At 72.2% G+C, this 18,716-nt stretch carries 13 protein-coding genes and 1 pseudogene; 6 read left to right on the top strand and 8 right to left on the bottom strand.

What is annotated here, in order from left to right; genetic code table 11:
* Window positions 1–142: 142 nt before the first annotated feature.
* The 3 genes and pseudogenes from ACFVJQ_RS20075 to ACFVJQ_RS20065 all read right to left on the bottom strand — a co-directional run bounded on the left by ACFVJQ_RS20075 (window position 143) and on the right by ACFVJQ_RS20065 (window position 3,714).
* Window positions 143–1,507, bottom strand: coding sequence for a phosphomannomutase/phosphoglucomutase (locus tag ACFVJQ_RS20075; RefSeq protein WP_385513532.1), 1,365 nt, complete (start codon window positions 1,505–1,507; stop codon window positions 143–145).
* Between the two features lie 103 nt (window positions 1,508–1,610).
* Window positions 1,611–3,159, bottom strand: a pseudogene (locus ACFVJQ_RS20070) (L-lactate permease).
* Window positions 3,160–3,291: 132 nt separating this feature from the next.
* A complete protein-coding gene (locus tag ACFVJQ_RS20065; protein ID WP_053760356.1) occupies window positions 3,292–3,714 on the bottom strand; it encodes a DUF3499 domain-containing protein in 423 nt (140 codons plus the stop codon).
* Between the two features lie 295 nt (window positions 3,715–4,009).
* On the opposite strand from ACFVJQ_RS20065, the gene ACFVJQ_RS20060 reads away from it, so the two are divergent.
* Entirely contained in the window at window positions 4,010–4,459 is a 450-nt protein-coding gene (locus ACFVJQ_RS20060) for a metallopeptidase family protein (RefSeq protein WP_224734834.1), read from the top strand.
* A 14-nt stretch (window positions 4,460–4,473) separates the two neighbouring features.
* Here the strand turns inward: ACFVJQ_RS20060 and ACFVJQ_RS20055 are convergent, their stop codons facing one another.
* The 3 genes from ACFVJQ_RS20055 to ACFVJQ_RS20045 form a co-directional block, all read right to left on the bottom strand.
* Window positions 4,474–5,958, bottom strand: coding sequence for a DUF5719 family protein (locus ACFVJQ_RS20055; protein ID WP_385785507.1), 1,485 nt, complete (start codon window positions 5,956–5,958; stop codon window positions 4,474–4,476).
* Window positions 5,955–9,665 (bottom strand): glycosyltransferase, encoded by a 3,711-nt coding sequence (locus ACFVJQ_RS20050; protein ID WP_385785504.1) that lies wholly within the window; start codon window positions 9,663–9,665, stop codon window positions 5,955–5,957. Before ACFVJQ_RS20050 ends, ACFVJQ_RS20055 begins: the two co-directional genes overlap by 4 nt.
* A gap of 181 nt (window positions 9,666–9,846) precedes the next feature.
* Complete coding sequence (locus tag ACFVJQ_RS20045; RefSeq protein ID WP_010986447.1) at window positions 9,847–10,110, bottom strand: WhiB family transcriptional regulator; 264 nt, start codon at window positions 10,108–10,110, stop codon at window positions 9,847–9,849.
* Window positions 10,111–10,832: 722 nt separating this feature from the next.
* Between ACFVJQ_RS20045 and ACFVJQ_RS20040 the strand changes: the two genes are divergently transcribed.
* The 4 genes from ACFVJQ_RS20040 to ACFVJQ_RS20025 all read left to right on the top strand — a co-directional run bounded on the left by ACFVJQ_RS20040 (window position 10,833) and on the right by ACFVJQ_RS20025 (window position 14,766).
* Window positions 10,833–11,324, top strand: a complete 492-nt coding sequence (locus tag ACFVJQ_RS20040) for a cysteine dioxygenase (RefSeq protein WP_385513535.1) — start codon at window positions 10,833–10,835, stop codon at window positions 11,322–11,324.
* Between the two features lie 42 nt (window positions 11,325–11,366).
* Window positions 11,367–12,326 (top strand): 2-phospho-L-lactate transferase, encoded by a 960-nt coding sequence (cofD, locus tag ACFVJQ_RS20035; RefSeq protein ID WP_385513536.1) that lies wholly within the window; start codon window positions 11,367–11,369, stop codon window positions 12,324–12,326.
* Window positions 12,323–13,633: a coenzyme F420-0:L-glutamate ligase gene (locus tag ACFVJQ_RS20030; RefSeq protein WP_385785499.1), complete on the top strand. Its 1,311-nt coding sequence runs from the start codon at window positions 12,323–12,325 to the stop codon at window positions 13,631–13,633. The genes cofD and ACFVJQ_RS20030 overlap by 4 nt, the downstream gene beginning before the upstream one ends.
* A gap of 95 nt (window positions 13,634–13,728) precedes the next feature.
* On the top strand, window positions 13,729–14,766 hold the full coding sequence (locus ACFVJQ_RS20025) for a DNA-3-methyladenine glycosylase family protein (RefSeq protein ID WP_385513538.1): 1,038 nt from the start codon (window positions 13,729–13,731) through the stop codon (window positions 14,764–14,766).
* Window positions 14,767–15,021: 255 nt separating this feature from the next.
* On the opposite strand, the gene ACFVJQ_RS20020 is transcribed toward ACFVJQ_RS20025, so the two are convergent.
* Window positions 15,022–16,104, bottom strand: coding sequence for an NDP-sugar synthase (locus ACFVJQ_RS20020; RefSeq protein WP_224738759.1), 1,083 nt, complete (start codon window positions 16,102–16,104; stop codon window positions 15,022–15,024).
* Window positions 16,105–16,209: 105 nt separating this feature from the next.
* The gene (locus ACFVJQ_RS20015) at window positions 16,210–17,589 is read right to left on the bottom strand and encodes a peptidoglycan recognition protein (protein WP_385785495.1); all 1,380 of its coding nucleotides are present in this window, start codon (window positions 17,587–17,589) and stop codon (window positions 16,210–16,212) included.
* Window positions 17,590–17,719: 130 nt separating this feature from the next.
* On the opposite strand from ACFVJQ_RS20015, the gene ACFVJQ_RS20010 reads away from it, so the two are divergent.
* Window positions 17,720–18,475 (top strand): TIGR03089 family protein, encoded by a 756-nt coding sequence (locus ACFVJQ_RS20010; protein WP_385513540.1) that lies wholly within the window; start codon window positions 17,720–17,722, stop codon window positions 18,473–18,475.
* Window positions 18,476–18,716: the final 241 nt, after the last annotated feature.

Below are 18,716 nucleotides of genomic sequence, written 5' to 3'. Positions count from 1 at the left end.
GCTGGTGGGTGACTGATGTTGGTGTGACCGTCGCTGGTTTCGCGCCCTCCGCCCCTACCCGTCCCTTCCTGAGGGCTGCGCCCCAGACCCCGCTTCGGCCTGGACGGCCTCGTCCTCAAACGCCGGACGGGCTGGCTTTCCGTCACTCCCGGATGATCGCCAGCGCCTCGTCCCGCACCTTGGTCATCGTTGCCTCGTCGCGTGCCTCCGTGTTCAGGCGCAGTAGCGGTTCCGTGTTGGAGGGGCGGACGTTGAACCACCAGTCGGCGGCGGTGACCGTGAGGCCGTCGAGTTCGTCGAGGGTGATGCCCTCGATCCCCTCGTACGCCGCCCTGATCGCGGCGAGGCGGGCCGTCTGGTCGTCGACCGTGGAGTTGATCTCGCCGGAGCCGACGTAGCGGTCGTACTGGGCGACCAGGGCCGACAACGGGCCGTCCTGGCCGCCGAGGGCCGCGAGGACGTGGAGCGCGGCCAGCATGCCCGTGTCGGCGTTCCAGAAGTCGCGGAAGTAGTAGTGGGCGGAGTGCTCGCCGCCGAAGATCGCGCCGGTCCTGGCCATCTCGGCCTTGATGAAGGAGTGGCCCACGCGCGTGCGTACCGGCGTGCCGCCGTTCTCCTCGACGACCTCCGGGACCGACCAGGACGTGATCAGGTTGTGGATGATCGTGCCCTTGCCGCCGTTTCTGGCCAGCTCGCGGGAGGCGACCAGGGCGGTGATGGCCGACGGGGAGACCGGGTCGCCGTTCTCGTCGACGACGAAGCAGCGGTCGGCGTCGCCGTCGAAGGCGATGCCGAGGTCGGCGCCCTCCTCGCGGACCCGCTTCTGCAGATCGACGAGGTTGGCCGGGTCGAGGGGGTTGGCCTCGTGGTTCGGGAACGTGCCGTCGAGTTCGAAGTACATCGGGACGAGGTCCAGGGGCAGGCCGGCGAAGACCGTGGGAACGGTGTGGCCGCCCATGCCGTTGCCCGCGTCCACGACGACCTTCAGGGGGCGGATGGACGTCAGGTCGACGAGGGAGCGCAGGTGGGCCGCGTAGTCCTCCAACGTGTCCCGCCGGGTGATCGTTCCCGGCGCGGCGGCAGGCTCCGGGGCACCCGACCCGATCCATCGCTCGACCAGTTCGCGGATCTCCGCCAGGCCGGTGTCCTGGCCGACGGGGGCGGCGCCTGCGCGGCACATCTTGATGCCGTTGTACTGGGCCGGGTTGTGCGAGGCGGTGAACATCGCGCCGGGCAGGTTCAGCGCGCCCGAGGCGTAGTACAGCTGGTCGGTCGAGCAGAGGCCGATCTCGGTCACGTCCACGCCCTGCGCCGCCGCCCCGCGCGCGAAGGCGGCCGACAGACCGGGGGACGAGGGCCGCATGTCGTGCCCGGTCACGATCGCGTCCGCGGCGGTCACCCGGACGAAGGCCGCGCCGAAGAGCTCGGCCGACGACTCGTCCCACTGGTCCGGGACGACCCCCCGTACGTCGTACGCCTTCACGACCTGTGACAGATCAGCCTCCACGGCCACCCCTCCTGAAAAGTCCTATCGGTGCCCCACAAAGTACCCGCAGCCTCGGACAGAGCTCCGTGCGGGCCGTGAGCGGTAGCACAGCCGTAACCTCAGGTCAGGGCAGCATCCAGTCCAGCACCGGCGAACTCCGGCCGACCACGATCAGGCACATCACCAGCAGCAGCGCCACACTCCAGGGCAGCACCTTGCGCAGCAGGTCCCCCTCGCGGCCGGCGAGCCCGACGGCGGCGCAGGCGATGGTGAGGTTCTGCGGCGAGATCATCTTGCCCAGCACGCCGCCCGAGCTGTTGGCGGCGGCGAGCAGTTCCGGCGACAGCCCCGACTCGCGGGCGGCGGTCACCTGGAGGGCGCCGAAGAGCGCGTTGGCCGAGGTGTCCGATCCGGAGACGGCGACGCCGACCAGCCGAGCACCGGCGGCAGAAAGGCGAGCCGTGTCGGCGCCGTTCACTCGATCGAGTTGGAGCTGGCTCAGCTCCGGAGCGCCGATGCCACGTTGGTTGCCCCAGCGTGCGAGCCCCCTGAAGGCACAACTCCGGAGATGTCCGGTGGACCCGGTTGTACGGGGCGTCGACCACGCTAGGTGCGGGGCGCAGTCAATCGCCCCTACTGCTCGCCCGGGCAGTTGGACGCAGCCGGGCCCCATCGAAGCCATCGGTGACCCGAGCAGCAAGCCCGCTCCACCGTGAGCGGGTGGTTGACGAAGGGCCAGTCGTAGTACCGGGGCCTGTGCCGCTCGCCCTCCCGTCAGGGGTGATGAGCAGCACAGGCCCTCCTTGTCCTCCAGTTCCTCGCTCCGCGCCCGGTCAGCACGGACGCGCGTACGGGTTCGGCAGCGGGCCTGCGGGCCTGGGGTACGGCCACCAGCGCGGCCGCGCCCGCCAAGGCGGCGCCGATGTCGGCCAGTTGCGCGGAAACGTAGTTCGAGGCGGCGAACTGCGCGACGGCGAAGGCGATTCCGCACACCACGGCCGACACCCAGGTCTCCCGCAGGCCGCGCCGCCCGTCCACGATCCCGACCAGCACGAGCGGCACCACGAGGGCCAGCAGCGGAGTCTGACGCCCCACCACGGACGCCACGTCCTCCAGCGGCAGCCCCGTGACCTGAGCGAGCGTCACCACCGGCGTGCCCAGGGCGCCGAACGCCACGGGCGCGGTGTTGGCGACCAGCGCGACGACCGCGGCGCGCACCGGCTCGAAGCCGAGGGCGACGAGCACGACCGAGCAGATGGCGACGGGCGCCCCGAATCCGGCCAGGGCCTCCAGCAGGGCGCCGAAGCAGAAGGCGACGACGAGCGCCTGGATGCGTGGATCGTCGGAGAGCCGCCCGAAGGACCGGCGCAGGATGTCGAAGTGCCGTGTGCGGACGGTCATCCGGTACACCCACAGGGCGTTGACGACGATCCACAGGATGGGGAAGAGGCCGAAGGCGGCTCCCTGGGCGGCGCTGGACACCGTCTGGTCCAGCGGCATGCCGTACGCGAGCAGGCGACGAGGGTGGCCGCCAGCAGGCCCGTGACGCCGGCCAGGTGCGCCTTCATGCGGACACCGCCGAGCAGGACCAGGACGATCACTAGGGGCAGGGCCGCCACCAGGGCGGACAGGCCGAGCGAGCCGGCGACGGGTTCCAGTTCCTGCACGTACACGAGCGCCTCCCCGGATTCCGCCATGCGGAAAGCGATTTCTCACGGGTGACGGAATGGTCGTGTCCGCGACAACGCCGCGTCAATGGGCGTGCATCACTCGTGCACAACGGGAGGAGCGACCGAACCGGTCGGTCAGTTGTCGGGTGAGCGCAGAACCCGCAGGTGGCCGCGGCGCGCGACCTCCATCGGATCCGCCGCGCGTCCGCCGCCACCGGCCTGGGCCGCGCGCTCCTGGGGGCGAGCCGCCTCGCGCACCGCGTTGGCGAGCGCTTCCAGGTCGTCGCCGCTGGGCCGGGCGGGAGCCGAACCGTCGAGGAGCCGGACGACCTCCCAGCCGCGGGGGGCGGTGAGGCGCTCGGAGTGCTCGGCGCACAGGTCGTAGCAGTGGGGTTCGGCGTAGGTGGCGAGCGGGCCGAGGACCGCGGTCGAGTCGGCGTAGACGTACGTCAGCGTCGCTACGGCGGGACGGCCGCAAGCGGTTCGCGAACAGCGACGTACAGGGCTCACGACGTTGGACGGTACCGCACTCTTGAGCGGGCCGCGACGACTCTCCACCAGGTCACTCCACCGTGTCGTGTTGTGAAACGCCCCACACACCCCTTCCGACCCGCCGGGCTGACCTGCGCGGACACCGCTTTCCGGGATGTCGAACGATCCCGGAAACGGTCAACACTCCACACAAACGCCATCAATTGCCTCGCGATCGCCGGTCCTGGAGGGATACGGAATCGAGCCCAACCTTGGCTGGAATGGTCATCTGTCGACATGCCGTCCCGGGGGACGACGGGGGTCCCGGACGCCGCGAGGGGGCCGGGCGCGCACTGCCCGCGAGGACTACCCTTCACCAGTGATGGACAACCGAGTACCACCCCGTGCCACCGGCCCCGGGCCGCGCCGTCGTGATCGCCACGGCCGGGGCATGCGCGGGCCGATCGCCCCGCCGCAGGTGCCCCTCGCGGCGAGCCGCGCCGAGGCGTTCGCGGACCTGGTGCAGGACTCCGTGGAGCGCCTGGAGCGGCGGTGGCCGCAGCTTGCCGACATCGATTTCCTCGTCCTCGAAGTACCGAGGCTGGACGGGCCCGGGCAGGCCTGGAACGACGAGGCGGTTCCGCTCGGCGGCACGATTCCCGCGCGCGAGGGGCATCCCGCGCGCGTGGTCGTCTACCGGCGGCCCGTCGAGATCCGCACCAAGGGGCGGGACGAGCGGGCCGCACTCGTGCACGAGATCGTCGTCGAGCAGGTCGCCGAGCTGCTCGGGCTGACGCCGGAGACCGTGGACCCACGGTACGGCGAGGACTGAACGCCGTCGGCGCGCTACTTCTGCAGCACCGACAGATCCTGCTCCGCCTCCGGCACCTCCACCGTCCCCCGGTCGTCCGGGAGGGTCTGCACCGTGAACGCCGGCACACCGCCCTGCGTCTCCGCAAGCGTCCGGGATGCGTACACCGGGCCGCCCGAGACGGGCTCGACCGTCAGCGCGTACGTGCCCTTCAGGCCGCTCGGCACCGGCAGGTCGACGTCCTGGGTGGTGCCGGACTTGATCGTGTACGTCTCGGAAGCAGCCGTACCGCCCTCCGCGCCGGCCGACGCGGTGACCTTGACCTGGGCCGTCTCCCCCGGCGCGGTCAGGGACAGCGTGGCGCCCTTCCCGGTGTTGCCGACGGACGTCGCGCGCGTGCCCACCGGACGCGTGGCCGGGATGAACGCCGTTTCCTGGGAGCCCTCCTTGCCGCGCACCACCTGAACCGCCGCCACCACCGGCACCGCCCGGTCCGTCGGCGTCAGGACCAGCGATCCGGGTTCGCCGCGCGTGACGTCGGCGAGGTCGACCGCCGTTGTCATGCCCGACTTCACGTGCAGCGTCTCGTGCCCGGCGGGCGTGATCAGGCCCGACGGCGAGGCGAGCCGCACCTTCAGGTCGGCGTCGGCGTCGTCGGGCGTGAAGGCGATCAGGCGGACGGACGTGGCGTCCTTCGGGATGCCCGGCAGCACCAGGCTGCCGGCCGGGTCCGTCGCCGCGGCCAGCCAGTCGCCGCCTAGCTCGTCGTCCAACGCCTGGACGGCGGCGCCGACCCGTCCGCTGCGGACGTTGACGTGCACGGTGAGATCGGTCTCCTCGGCGTCGGTCAGCGTCGACAGCAGGATCGGCTCGTCGGCCTGCGGCGCGACCGTGATCCCCTCACCCACCGTGGACTCCAGCGCCCCGTCCTTGCCGTACAGCTCGATGTCGACGACGGCGGCGGAGTCGTCCGGGTTGGTCAGATGGACGTAGTCCGTGCGGCCGTCGGCGGTGCTCGCGCCCGGGAACCAGAACTCGGTGTCCGGCGCAGAGCAGTTCATGCCCTGCAGCCCCCGGCCCGCGCCTGCGGCGACCTCCGTGGTCTCCTGCACGGTCCAGCCGGGCGCGAACTTCCCCTCCGCGGTACCGATCAGCGCGGGCGAGTCGCCTCCCGAGGTGTCACCGGAGACGGGCTTGCCGGGCTCCTTCGGCTCCAGTACGGGCTTGTCGTCCTGGCCCTTCTTGCCGCCCTCGTCGGACCCCCGTGTCGCTGACCGGAGTTCGGCCCTGCCCTTACTCGCCGCGCCCTTGGTCACGGGCGTGAAGGACGTGTACGTCGTCTCGGCGAGGTCGGAGGTGCTGGGTGCCGGGCACAGCAGGCTGGTGCGCTCCACGGGCAGCTCGGCGGCCGCCTTGGCGGTGTCCGTGCCGGTGGGGTCCGGGGCGGACAGCGCGGCGAATCCGGTGATGGCGGCGAGCGCGGTCACGCCGGCGATCAGGGACAGGGTGGTGCGGTTCACTGCTGACTCCCGTCGGGGCGCTCACTGCCGTTGTCGTGCCCGCGGTGCGCTTGCGTCTGGTCGTACGTCGGGTCGTAGCCCTGCGGGTACGTCTCGTCGTAGGACTGGCCGTACGTCTGGTCGTATCCGCTGGTCTGCGACGAGCCGTCGTACGCGTACGGGTCGTACTGGCCGCCCTGGTACGGGTCCGCCTGGTACTGGTCCGTCGGGTACGACTGCCCGTACCCGCCTGGCGCGTACTGCTGACCGGCGCCCTGGTGCTGCTCGCCGCCGTAGGTGCCGTACTCGGCGCCCGCGTAGCTCGCCGTGTCCCACTCGCCGTAGGGCTGCTGCTGCGGAACGGCCGCCGGTGTCCCCTCCTGTTCGGGGGACGGGGAATCCTCGGCCTGGCCCGCCTCTTCGGCCTCGGCCTGGGCGCGCAGGCGGCGGGCGCGGCGGCCCTCGCCGGCGACGGCCTGTGCGGGGATCGCCGGCTCCTCGGGGAGGTCGTCGTCGATGTCGCGGCGCCGGCCGGGCAGGGCGAGCACGACGAGGACGACGGCGAGGAGGCCCTGCGCCCACAGCCAGGCGGTGTGGCCGACCGGGTCCTCGTAGGTGACGTCCAGCGTGCCGCCGGTGGCAGGGAGTTCGAAGCCCTGGGCCCAGCCGTCGACCGTGGTGCGGGTGAGCGGCTTGCCGTCGAGGGTGGCGGTCCAGCCGGCGGCCGCGGTGTCCGCGAGGCGCAGGGTCCGGCCCTCGGAGCCGTCCGGGACGGTCGTGTGGATCTCGACCGGACCGGCGGCGACGGGCTGCGGGTCGCCCGAGCCGGAGGCCGGGACGATGGCCGCGCGGGCGACCTGGCGGTCGACGCGCCACAGGGCGCTGCCGTCCTGCTGGCTGAGCCGGCTCAGGCCGGGCGTGGCGTCCAGGACGCGGCTGACCTCGCGGGGTGCGCCCTTGTGGACGAGGACGTAGCGGACCGCGAAGTCACCGAGCTGGTCGGCCTGGTCGGCGCCGGAGCCGGCGACGAGGTTGGCGACGACCTTGTCGAGCGCGGCGTTGTTCCCGTCGGCCGCGGCGAGTTCGGCGTCGCCGAGGCGGGCGCCGGAGCCGCGGACCAGGGTGTAGCCGACGTGCGCGGTGGAGTCGCTGTCGAGGACGAGGGTGCGGGCCTGGTCGCGGGTGTTGCTCTCCTCGGCGACGAACGCGGGCACCTGCACCGGGTCGCGGCGCTCCAGCGGCCCATCGGCGCCGCGGATCATCCAGCCGGCGGCGACGAGCAGCGGGCCCGCGGCCGAGGCGAAGGCGATCAGCGCGGCGACCGGCTGGCGCCAGCCGAAGCTCTGCTCGGCGACCCGCGCGCGTGCACCTTCGGCGCCGATCACGGCGGCCGCGAGGAGGGCGATGCCGTAGACGAGCGTGGCTGGGCCGGCCCAGGCGGAGCCGTTCGACAGGACCGCGAGGACCAGAGCCACCAGGGCGACCGCCCAGGCCGTCCAGATCCCCGACTGACGTTCGGTGCGCATCAGGGCGGCCAGCGCGGCCAGCACGATGCCGATGAGCATCAGTCCGCTGACCGTCCCGGGCCCACCGGGACTGGCGCCGAGCAGATCGAGGGCGGAGGCGGCCGAGTCGCCGTACTCCAGGCCGGCCTCCTGGAAGAAGCCGAACGGCAGCAGCGACAGCGACCAGGGCGCGAGGACCAGCAGGGGTGTGCCCAGCTGGGCGAGGAAGCGCAGGCCGTAGGCGGTGATGTCGCCCCGGCGCACGGCCAGCAGTCCGATGCCGAGGATGAGCGCGACCGGCCACACGATCGGCGTGAACGCGGTGGTGATCGTCAGCAGCAGCGCGTAGGCCCAGGTGGCGCGCCAACTGCCGCGCATGCCCGAGGTGTTCACCAGACCGCTCGCCGCGACGCCCGCGCGCGCGACGAGCGGCAGCAGCACGGCGAGGACGGCGGTGCCGATGCGGCCGCCGGCGAGGGCGCCGGTGGTGGCGGGCAGGAAGGCGTACACGACGGCAGCCCAGGCGCGCAGCAGCCGGGACTCGACGAGCGGGCGGGAGGCGAAGTACGCGGTGAAGCCGGCCAGTGGCACCGAGCCGACGAGCAGGACGGTGACCGCGAGCCCGGTGGAGCCGAACAGCGTGGAGGCCAGCATCGCCACGAGCGCGAGGTACGGCGGTGCGGACGCGTCACCGCCGGCGCCGACGGGATGCCAGGAGTCGAGGTAACGCGACCACAGCTCGCTCGAGTCCGCGGGGGCGGGCAGCAGGGCGCCGCCCGCGAGGGCGCCGCCGCCGAGGAGTTCGCGGCAGGCGGCCAGCGAGACGAACAGCAGCACCAGGAAGAGCATCGGGCCGGGATTGCGGGCGATGCGCTTCAGGCGTGCGAACTGCTCGATCTCCAGGAAGTCGGCGTCGTCGCCGCCGGGCCCGGACTCGACCGCGCCGCCGTGCCGTCCGGCACCGCCGGCGACCTCCGGGTCGGAGCGGCCGACGACACTGCTCGCCACCTGTTCGACGGTGGCCCGCACGGTCGCGCCGGGCGGCGGGAACAGCGGCCGCAGTTCGCCCTTGTCGATCTCCGGACGGCCGCGTCTGCGGCGGCCTGCGATGATCCGCTCGGGCCGCAGCAGCACACCCAGCAGACCGCGGATCTCGTCGACCGCCTGCCCGGGGACCTTGCCGACGAGGTAGGCGACGGTCCGCAGCAGGGTGCCCAGGACGAGGCGCAGCAGTACCCAGGGCAGCGTGGCCGTACGGGTGTTGACCAGGAGGGTGTAGACGGCGCCGGCCTTGTCGACCTTGTGCGGGGACGCCGACGTCCGGCCCACGCAGTCGACGGTCCGGCGCTCACGGGAGGCCGCCTCGGCGTGTCGTACGACCGCCTCGGGGGCGACGAGGACACGGTGACCGGCGGCGTGTGCGCGCCAGCACAGGTCGACGTCGTCGCGCATGAGGGGCAGTCGACGGTCGAACCCGCCGAGTCGGTCGAAGACATCACGCCGGATCAGCATGCCGGCGGTGGACACGGACAGCACGGGCCGTACGTGGTCGTGCTGGCCCTGGTCCTGCTCACGGCGGTCCAGGCCGGTCCAGCGGCGGCCGGAGTTGGCGATGGTGACGCCGACCTCGAGGAGCTGCCGGCGGTCGTACCAGCCGCGGAGCTTGGGGCCGACGACGGCCACGTCGTCGCGGCCCAGTTCGAGTTCGTTCTCCACGACCCGCAGCAGCTGTGCGAGCGCGTCGGGCTCGGGGGCGCAGTCGTCGTGCAGCAGCCACAGCCACTGCACCGGCTCCCCGTGCGGGAGCTCGGGCATGTCGTACGCGTCGTCGCGCCATCTGCGCGTGACGGGGTCCCAGCCGCTCGGCCGCTTCAGGTACGGCAGTTCCTCCGGGGTGAGGACGGGGGCGGTGCGGTTGGCTTCCTCGACGGCCTGGCCGAAGCCGGTACGCCGGGCGAGGTGGAGCACGCGGTCGGGGCCGAGGGCGTCGGTGACCAGCTGGGCGGAGTCGTCGGCGCTGCCGGTGTCGGCCGCCATGGCGTACTGAACAGGCCGCTCCTGGCCGAGCAGCCCGGCGAGCGCGTCGGGCAGCCAGCGGGCGCCGTCATGGGAGACGAGCACCGCCGTCACCACGTGACGCGGAAACTCTGGCGGGCGGGTCGGGTCGAATCCCGCCGTGGCAGCGACATCTTGACTGGCTGCCGTGTGGCTGTGCACGGACATCGAGGTACGGGCCCCGGTTCGGTGGACTGCGGTGGACACCTGTGCCCACTGGGGGCAGCGGGGTGTCTCGGACGAGCGACCACACTATCGGCTGGCCATGACGACGGCCCGCCGCCTGTGGACAACCCACCCGCGACGGACCGTTCGTCCCGTATGTACGCAGTAGATGCATGCCGTTCGGTCAGATGGCCGCCTTCTTCAGCCGACGGCGCTCACGCTCGGACAGACCGCCCCAGATGCCGAAGCGCTCGTCGTTGGCGAGGGCGTACTCGAGGCACTCGGAGCGGACCTCGCAGGCGAGACAGACCTTCTTGGCCTCGCGGGTCGAGCCGCCCTTCTCGGGGAAGAAGGACTCGGGGTCGGTCTGGGCGCACAGCGCGCGCTCCTGCCAGCCGAGTTCCTCGTCCGCGTCGTCGACCAGCAGTTGCTGCACCAGCTCGGTCATGTGCGCCCCTCGTCTGTCTTTCGCGTCCCCGTGATGTAGCCGTTACCGATTTCGGCTGAACGACACGAGTGAAATTACAAGTGTGCTGCTCCGGGCGAGTCAAGCCGAGATCTGCTATTGAGCCCCTTATTCACTCTGCGGAACCAAGGCCGTGCGGAAAGTGTTCAAATCGCCATAAACCTTGACACGCAGATCGGGCCCCCGAGGCCTCCCGCTCCGCACGGGACCTGTACGGGGAAGGACGCTCACAGGTTCGATCTCGTTCCGGCACGCGCGACGAAGAGAACCGGATCACAGTCGGATCACGGGATCGCAACGAGGCTTGTGCGCCCGGTTGTGCGCCATGTGTCCCGGTGGGCCCGTGAACAAACCTTTCACCTGAGAGATGAACCGGATGAGGTGAACCATGTCCCACATACCGGGCGTCGGGTTGACAGTGGAGGTGTGAACCGCTGTCCTTGTGGGCATGCTCGCGAACTTGGCGCTCACCTCGACCCGCTCCGCCGGGTCCCTCGGTGCTGCCCACGCTCGCTGTAGCTGTTGTTGCTGTTCCAGCTGTTGAGCCTCCCCCATCGCTCCAGCTGCCGTCGAGTCCACCGCGACCCGACCGCTGTTTCCCCGTGAAGCCCCACCAGGGCACGCCCACCTCGCCCGTGACCCGGGCGGACGGTACGCGACACCCCCCAGCCCCCTCTCTCTTCCGCCGAGGAACACCGCACCCCATGAACAGCGACAGCGACCTCCAGATCGCCGGCGACATCCTCGAAGTCCCGCACCTGCTCCAGGCCCCGCGCGAGCACCCGGCCACGGTTGCCGAGTTCGTCGGCCTGGCCCGCGCCATCGCCGCCGACCGCTCCCAGTGGGAGCACCTCGTCCAGTACGACGCGACCAGCCGCTGGTACCACCGGCTGCGCACCGGCCCCGGCTACGAGGTGTGGCTGCTGTCCTGGGTGCCCGGTCAGGGCAGCGGCCTGCACGACCACGGCCCTTCCTCCGGCGTCCTGACCGTCCTGGAGGGCACGCTGACCGAACGGACGGAGCGCGGCACGCGCGCGTTGGGGGCGGGGGCACAGCGGGTGTTCGCGCCGGGGTATGTGCACGAGGTGGTCAACGACGCGCTGGAGGCCGCCGTCAGTCTGCACGTCTACTACCCGGGGCTCACGGAGATGCCGATGCACACCCCTCAGTGCACGGCCGTCGGCCAGGTCCCGTAACCGGCCGCCACATTGTCGTACGCGCCTGCAACACTTGCTCCCATGCGCATTGTGGTCTTGGCAGGCGGCATCGGCGGTGCCCGGTTCCTGCGTGGTCTGAAGCGGGCCGTGCCGGACGCGGACATCACCGTCATCGGCAACACCGGGGACGACATCCACCTCTTCGGGCTGAAGGTCTGCCCGGACCTCGACACGGTGATGTACACGCTCGGCGACGGCATCAACGAGGAGCAGGGCTGGGGGCGGGCCGACGAGACCTTCCATCTGAAGGAGGAGCTCGCGGCGTACGGCGTCGGGCCCGAGTGGTTCGGGCTGGGCGACCGGGACTTCGCCACGCACATCGTGCGGACGCAGATGATCGGCGCCGGCTATCCGCTGAGTGCGGTGACGGAGGCCCTCTGCGACCGGTGGAAGCCAGGGGTGCGGCTCATCCCCATGACGGACGACCGCGTCGAGACCCATGTCGCCGTCTCGATGGACGGCGGGCGCAAGGCGATCCACTTCCAGGAGTACTGGGTGCGGCTGCGGGCCTCCGTCCCGGCCGAGGCGGTGGTACCGGTCGGCGCCGAGCAGGCCAAGCCCGCCCCGGGTGTGCTGGAGGCGATCGCCGCGGCGGACGTCATCCTCTTCCCGCCGTCCAACCCGGTCGTGTCGGTCGGCACGATCCTGGCCGTGCCCGGCATCCGGGAGGCGATCGCCGACGCCGGCGTGCCGGTCGTCGGCCTGTCCCCCATCGTCGGGAACGCGCCCGTGCGAGGCATGGCCGACAAGGTGCTCGCCGCGGTCGGCGTGGAGTCGACGGCCACCGCGGTCGCCGAGCACTACGGCTCGGGGCTGCTCGACGGCTGGCTCGTCGACACCGTGGACGCGGAATCGGTGCAGCGGGTCGAGGCGGCCGGCATCCGCTGCCGGGCCGTACCGCTGCTGATGACCGACGAGGACGCGGCCGCGCAGATGGCTCGCGAGGCACTGGCGCTGGCGGAGGAGGTGCGGGCGTCGTGAGTCGGAAGACCACGGAGGGCTACCGGGTCTGGGCCGTGCCCGGCATCCCCGAGGTGGCGCCCGGTGACGACCTCGCCAAGCTGATCGCCGCCGCCGAACCGGGGCTGGCCGACGGGGACGTCCTGCTCGTCACCTCGAAGATCGTGTCCAAGGCGGAGGGCCGGATCGTCGAGGCGACCGACCGGGAGGCCGCGATCGACGCCGAGACCGTACGGGTGGTGGCCCGGCGTGGCGCACTGCGCATCGTCGAGAACCGGCAGGGCCTCGTCATGGCCGCCGCCGGCGTCGACGCCTCCAACACCGCCGCCGGGACGGTGCTGTTGCTGCCCGAGGACCCGGACGCGTCCGCGCGCGCGATCCGGAGCGGGCTGCGCGACACCCTCGGCGTCGACGTCGGGGTCGTCGTCACCGACACCTTCGGGCGGCCCTGGCGCGCGGGGCTCACGGACGTGGCGATCGGCGCCGCCGGTGTGCGCGTCGTCGACGATCTGCGCGGGGGCGCGGACGCGCACGGCAATCCGCTCAGCGCCACCGTCGTCGCCACGGCCGACGAACTCGCCGCCGCGGGCGACCTGGTCAAGGGCAAGGCCGCCGGGCTGCCCGTCGCCGTGGTGCGCGGCCTGCCGCAGCTGGTGGCCGAGGAGGACGGAGAGGGGGCGCGAGCCTTGGTACGGGATGCGCGCGACGACATGTTCCGGCTCGGTACGTCGGAGGCGGTACGGGAGGCGGTGACCCAGCGGCGTACGGTCCGGGCCTTCACGGACGAGCCCGTCGACCCCGGGGCGGTACGACGGGCGGTGGCCGCGGCCGTGACGGCGCCGGCGCCGCACCACACGACGCCGTGGCGTTTTGTGCTGCTGGAGTCGGCCCGGTCGCGGACCGAGCTGCTGGACGCGATGCGGGACGCGTGGATCGCGGACCTGCGCCGGGACGGCAAGAGCGAGGAGTCGATCGCCAAGCGGGTACGGCGCGGGGATGTGCTGCGCAACGCCCCGTATCTGGTCGTGCCGTGCCTCGTCATGGACGGGTCGCACACATACGGGGACGCACGGCGGGACGGGGCCGAGCGGGAGATGTTCGTGGTCGCCGCGGGGGCCGGCGTACAGAACTTCCTGGTGGCGCTGGCCGGGGAGCGGCTCGGATCGGCCTGGGTGTCGTCGACGATGTTCTGCCGGGATGTCGTGCGCGAGGTGCTGGGGCTGCCGGAGGGGTGGGATCCGATGGGGGCGGTTGCGGTCGGGCATCCCGCCGAGGAGCCGAGGCCGCGGGCGGAGCGGGATGCGGGGGCGTTCATCGAGGTGCGGTGATCAAGCTGGTGCGGCGCCTACCCTCGTAGGGTCCGTTCCTCGTCACTCCTCGCTCTTCCTCCCCTTGCTCCCTACCTTCTTCCGGGATCTCATTCGTGGCAGGACGTTTCGCTCCGCGGCCCACGCTCCCCCACAGCCTCAAGGGCGTGGGAGGGGCCCCCATGCCTGTGCGCGGTGGGGATGTCGCCGTGCCCGCGGGGGTGCCGCGGCAGGCGGTGGCTGCGGCGGGGCGGGTACGGGTCCTGGTGCCGGACGGGCCGCTGGATCTGGGGCTGGTGCTCGGGCCGTTGCGACGCGGGCCCGGGGATCCGGCGTTCCGCGCGATGCCGGACGGGTCGGTGTGGCGGGCCAGCCGTACGCCGGTCGGGCCGGGGACGTTGCGGGTGTCCGTGCAGGGTGGGGAGGTACGCGGGGAGGCGTGGGGGCCGGGGGCGGAGTGGCTGCTCGAGCAGTTGCCCGACCTGCTCGGGGCGTCGGACGATCCGTCCGTCTTCGCGCCGCGGCATCGGATCGTGGCGCTTGCGCGGCATCGGCGGCCGGGGTTGCGGCTGACCCGGACCGGGTTGGTGCTGGAGTCGTTGATTCCGTCGATTCTGGAGCAGAAGGTCACGACCGATGAGGCGTATCGGGCGTGGCGGTTGCTGGTGCGGAAGTTCGGGGAGCCGGCGCCGGGGCCCGTGCCGGGGCGGATGTGTGTGATGCCGGCACCGCGGACGTGGGCGCTGATTCCGTCATGGGAGTGGCATCGGGCCGGGGTCGACAACAAGCGGGCGTCCACGATCCTGCGTGCTGTGCGGGTTGCTGCGCGGCTGGAGGAGGCGGTGGGTATGGAGGCCCGGGCTGCGCAGGCGCGGTTGGAGGTCGTGCCGGGGGTGGGGCCGTGGACGTCGGCGGAGACCGTGCAGCGCAGTCATGGGGCGGCGGATGCGGTGACGGTGGGGGATCTGCATCTGCCGGGCATTGTGGGGTGGGCGTTGGCCGGGGATCGGGATGCGGACGATGCGGTGATGCTTGAGCTGCTGGAGCCGTATGCGGGGCAGAGGCATCGGGCGGCTCGGTTCGTTTTGCTGAGTGGGAAGGTGCCGCCGCGGAGGGCTCCGCGGATGCCGCGGGGGGATATCGGGCGGTTGTAGGGGGTGCGGCGGTGAGGCTGGGCGGGGTGGGTCGGGTGACGAGCCGCCTCCTTCAACGCGACCGGCGTTGTGGCTGGCGCGGGGTGGGTCGCGCAGCCCGGCGCTGAGGGGTGCCGCCCGCGCCCACCCGTGCCGCCCTGGGGGTCCCCCCTCTGGGGGAGGCACGACTGCCCGCGGGACGACGGGGCTGCCCACGGACTGACGAGGTGGCAGGGTGCCGCCCGCGGGTCGCGAGCGGCCCACGCGCCCCACCCGTTACTGATCCGACGAGAACCGCAGTGCCCCCGCCGGGATTTGGGCGTCGCACCAGACTCGGGCGCCGGATTGGAGTTCGTTGTCGGGGCCTATGATCGCGCCGTCGCCGATGACCGTGTCGGTGAGGACGGAGCGTTCGCCGATGCGGGCGCGGGTGCCGATGAGGGAGTCGGTGATGACGGCGCCGGGTTCGATGACGGCGCCGGGAAGGATCGTGCTGCCGAAGATGCGCGCGCCCTCGGCGACGAACGCGCCCTCTCCGACCACCGTGCCGCCCGACAGCTTGGCGTCGGGTGCCACCCTTGCCGTCGGCAGGACCAGGCGGTCGCCGCAGCGGCCGGGGACCGCCGGGGACGGGGCGCGGCCCAGGACCAGGTCCGCCGAGCCGCGGACGAAGGCCGCCGGGGTGCCGAGGTCGAGCCAGTAGGTGGAGTCGACCATGCCCTGGAGGTGGGCGCCGGCCGCCAGGAGGTCGGGGAACGTCTCGCGTTCCACCGAGACCGGTCGGCCCGCCGGGATCGTGTCGATGACCGAGCGGCGGAAGACGTAGGCCCCCGCGTTGATCTGGTCGGTGACGATCTCCTCCGGCGTCTGCGGCTTCTCCAGGAAGGCGGTGACGCGACCGGACTCGTCCGTCGGGACCAGGCCGTAGGCCCGCGGATCGGTCACCTTCGTCAGGTGCAGGGAGACGTCCGCGCCCGTCGTCCGGTGCGTGCGCACCAGGGCACGGATGTCGAGGCCGGTGAGAATGTCGCCGTTGAAGATCAGGACCGGGTCGTCGGGCCCGGAGTGCAGCCGCGAGGCCACGTTGCGGATCGCGCCGCCCGTGCCGAGTGGCTCCTCCTCCGTGACGTACTCGATGTGCAGCCCCAGGTCCGAGCCGTCACCGAAGTACGGCTCGAAGACCTGGGCCAGATAGGACGTGGCGAGCACTATGTGCTCGACGCCCGCCGCTCTCGCTCTCGCCAGCTGATGCGTGAGGAACGGCACCCCCGCCGCCCTGACCATCGGCTTGGGCGTGTGCACCGTGAGCGGGCGCAGCCGGGTGCCCTTGCCGCCGACCAGGAGGATCGCTTCTGTCACCTGTCGTCTCTGCTTCCTGCCGGGACCGGCCGAACTGTGTTTCGGCCGGCCAGTGTATGCAGACCGTTGTCCGGCTCCTTCGACGGCTGTCGGTGTCGTGCGGCCTCAGGGCCGCCCCTGGAAGCGCGCCGCCTGTGAGCGGATCGAGCCGAGCTTGCCGTAGAGGAGTCCTCCTGGGCAGTCCGTGAGGAAACCGTCCCGGTGACCGGAGATCACGTTCAGTCGTACGTTCTTGCCCTTTGCGTAGAGATTGCCACCGGCGGACTTCAGGTATGTCTTGCCACTGGGATTGCCTCCGTGCAGGCCCAGCTTCCAGGAGGCCAGCTGGCTGACGGCCGTCACCGTGGTGGCGGAGGGCCTGGTGGTGTTGAACGAGCCGATGACGGCGATCCCCGCGCTGTCGCTGTTGAAACCGAGGGTGTGGGCGCCCATGACCGGGTTGGCCACGCCGCCGGCGCGTCCCTCGTAGATGTTTCCGCACTTGTCGACGAGGAAGTTGTAGCCGATGTCCCGCCAGCCGTTGCTCACGACGTGGTAGCGGTAGATACCGCGGATGACGGACGGGGTCTGCGCGCAGGTGTAGTTGTTGCCGGTCGCCGTGTGGTGCACGAACGCGGCCTTGACCCGCTTCGTGTAGAGGAACGCCTTCTCCCGCAGCGACTCGTCCGCGCCCCAGCCGCGGCGGGTGACGATGGGCGGGCGCGGGCCGATGTACGGATTGGCCCGCTGCTCTTCGGTCAGCCCGGCGGCGTGCAGGGTGAGCAGTTCGTGCTGTGTCTGCGCCTGGTCCAGTGCCGGGATCTCGGTGGCGCCGAGCGGGGCGAGGTCGGAGTTGGGGGCGGAGGCGTCGGCCGTGTCCGGGCTCAGCGGTTCGGTCACGGGAGGGTCGGCGGGGGCGCCGCCGGCGGGGGCCTCGGCGGTGGATTCGGAGCCCGGGTCGACGAGTTCGAGGCGGAGGCCCGAGGGGAGCGGCGCCGTGGCGGTCCCGGCGGGCGCGTCGGCCGACCGCACGCGGACCTCCACTCCGTCCGACTCGCCCACCCACAGCGGTGCGGTGGCGCCGCGCACGCGGCCGGAAGTGCGTTCCTCCGAGCCCTGGTCGGGGGCGTGGTCGGCGTTGTGGGTCTCGACGTCCTGCCAGCCGGACCAGGCGCCGGTGGCTGTGGCACGGGTGCGGACCTGGACGCTGCCGTGCAGTTCGGTGTCGGGGTCGTCCCAGACGACGCCGAGGAGCGAGAAGGGCCGTACGTCCCGCGGGGTCAGGCCCTGTGCGGAGCCGAGGGTGCGGTCGTCGGCGAGGGGGGCGAGGGGCAGCGACTGGGTGCTGCCGGGGATACCGGGATCGGCGGCTCTCGCGGGCTCGGCGCCCGGTGCAGCGGCCGACCCTGATATCTCGGTCGCCGTCGTCGTGGTGGTCAGGGTCAGCGGGAGGGCGAGTGCGGCGGCGCAGGTGACGCCTATCGAGGAAGCGAGAAGTTTGCGCATGCCCCCGATCTTGGACATATCCATATGAATCTGTCCATTGGGGAATTGACGTGCCGTCGGGCCCCATTCGCCCGAACCGGTGAGCCCCGCCGCTCGCTGCGCGGGCGGCCGCCCGCGTACGCTTGCGCGGGTGAACGCCACCGATCGCACCCCTGCCGACCTGCTGCGTTCCGCGCTCGCCGCGGATCCCGCGCGCCCCCTGGTGACCTTCTACGACGACGCCACGGGCGAACGTGTCGAATTGTCCGTGGCCACCTTCGCCAATTGGGTGGCCAAGACCGCCAACCTCCTCCAGGACGGGATGTCCGCCGAGCCCGGTGACCGGGTCGCACTGCTGCTGCCCGCGCACTGGCAGACGGCGGTGTGGCTGCTGGCGTGTTCGTCGGTGGGCGTCCTCGCGGACATGGACGGCGATCCGGCGCGGGCCGACTTCGTGGTGGCCGGGCCCGGGCGGTTCCAGGACGGGCTCGCGTGCGGCGGGGAGCGGTACGCGCTGTCGCTGGCACCGCTGGGGCGCCGCTTCCCGGTGCCGCCGGAGGGATACGCCGACTACGCCGTGGACGTGCCGAGTCACGGTGACCGTTTCACGCCGTACGCGCCGGTCGACCCGGAGGCGCCCGCGCTGATCGTCGCCGGGGCGCAGTACACGGGGGCAGAGGTGGTGGAGCGGGCGCTGACCGACGCGCCCGGGCTGGATCTGACGGGGCCCGGTTCGCGGATCCTGTCCGCACTGCCGTACGACACCTGGGAGGGCCTCAGCGCCGGGCTCTACGCACCGCTCGCGACCGGCGGCTCCGTGGTGCTCTGCCGTCACCTGACGGAGCTGGGCGAGGAGGCCCTGGCCAAGCGGATCGAAAGCGAACGGGTCACGGCGACGGCCCGCTGAGCGCTCCGCTGGACGTCCGGTACGCCTCCTGCGGGTGCGTCGTGGCTGGTCGCGCCCACGGTGGGGGAGAAACCGGGAGGCCCGCAAGCGCATCGCCACCGCCCGCGCCGCCCCCACCCCCATCACCCATTCGGCCCTCCCCCGCCCGCGCCTCCCTCCCGTCCGCGCCATGGTCGTAAGAGCAGCACGACATGCACGACTCGCTCGTACACGCTCGTACGCCATGAGGGGTGGATCCAGA

It is taken from the genome of Streptomyces sp. NPDC127197 (genome assembly GCF_042672405.1).
Classification (GTDB): domain Bacteria; phylum Actinomycetota; class Actinomycetes; order Streptomycetales; family Streptomycetaceae; genus Streptomyces; species Streptomyces flavusporus.
This window is presented reverse-complemented; position numbering and strand designations above follow the sequence as displayed.

Coding starts and splice junctions, on each gene's coding strand:
- ACFVJQ_RS20060 (WP_224734834.1), top strand. CDS start 4,010: ATGGACAACCGAGTACCACCCCGTGCCACCGGCCCCGGGCCGCGCCGT.
- ACFVJQ_RS20050 (WP_385785504.1), bottom strand. CDS start 9,665: ATGTCCGTGCACAGCCACACGGCAGCCAGTCAAGATGTCGCTGCCACG.
- ACFVJQ_RS20045 (WP_010986447.1), bottom strand. CDS start 10,110: ATGACCGAGCTGGTGCAGCAACTGCTGGTCGACGACGCGGACGAGGAA.
- ACFVJQ_RS20040 (WP_385513535.1), top strand. CDS start 10,833: ATGAACAGCGACAGCGACCTCCAGATCGCCGGCGACATCCTCGAAGTC.
- cofD (WP_385513536.1), top strand. CDS start 11,367: ATGCGCATTGTGGTCTTGGCAGGCGGCATCGGCGGTGCCCGGTTCCTG.
- ACFVJQ_RS20015 (WP_385785495.1), bottom strand. CDS start 17,589: ATGCGCAAACTTCTCGCTTCCTCGATAGGCGTCACCTGCGCCGCCGCA.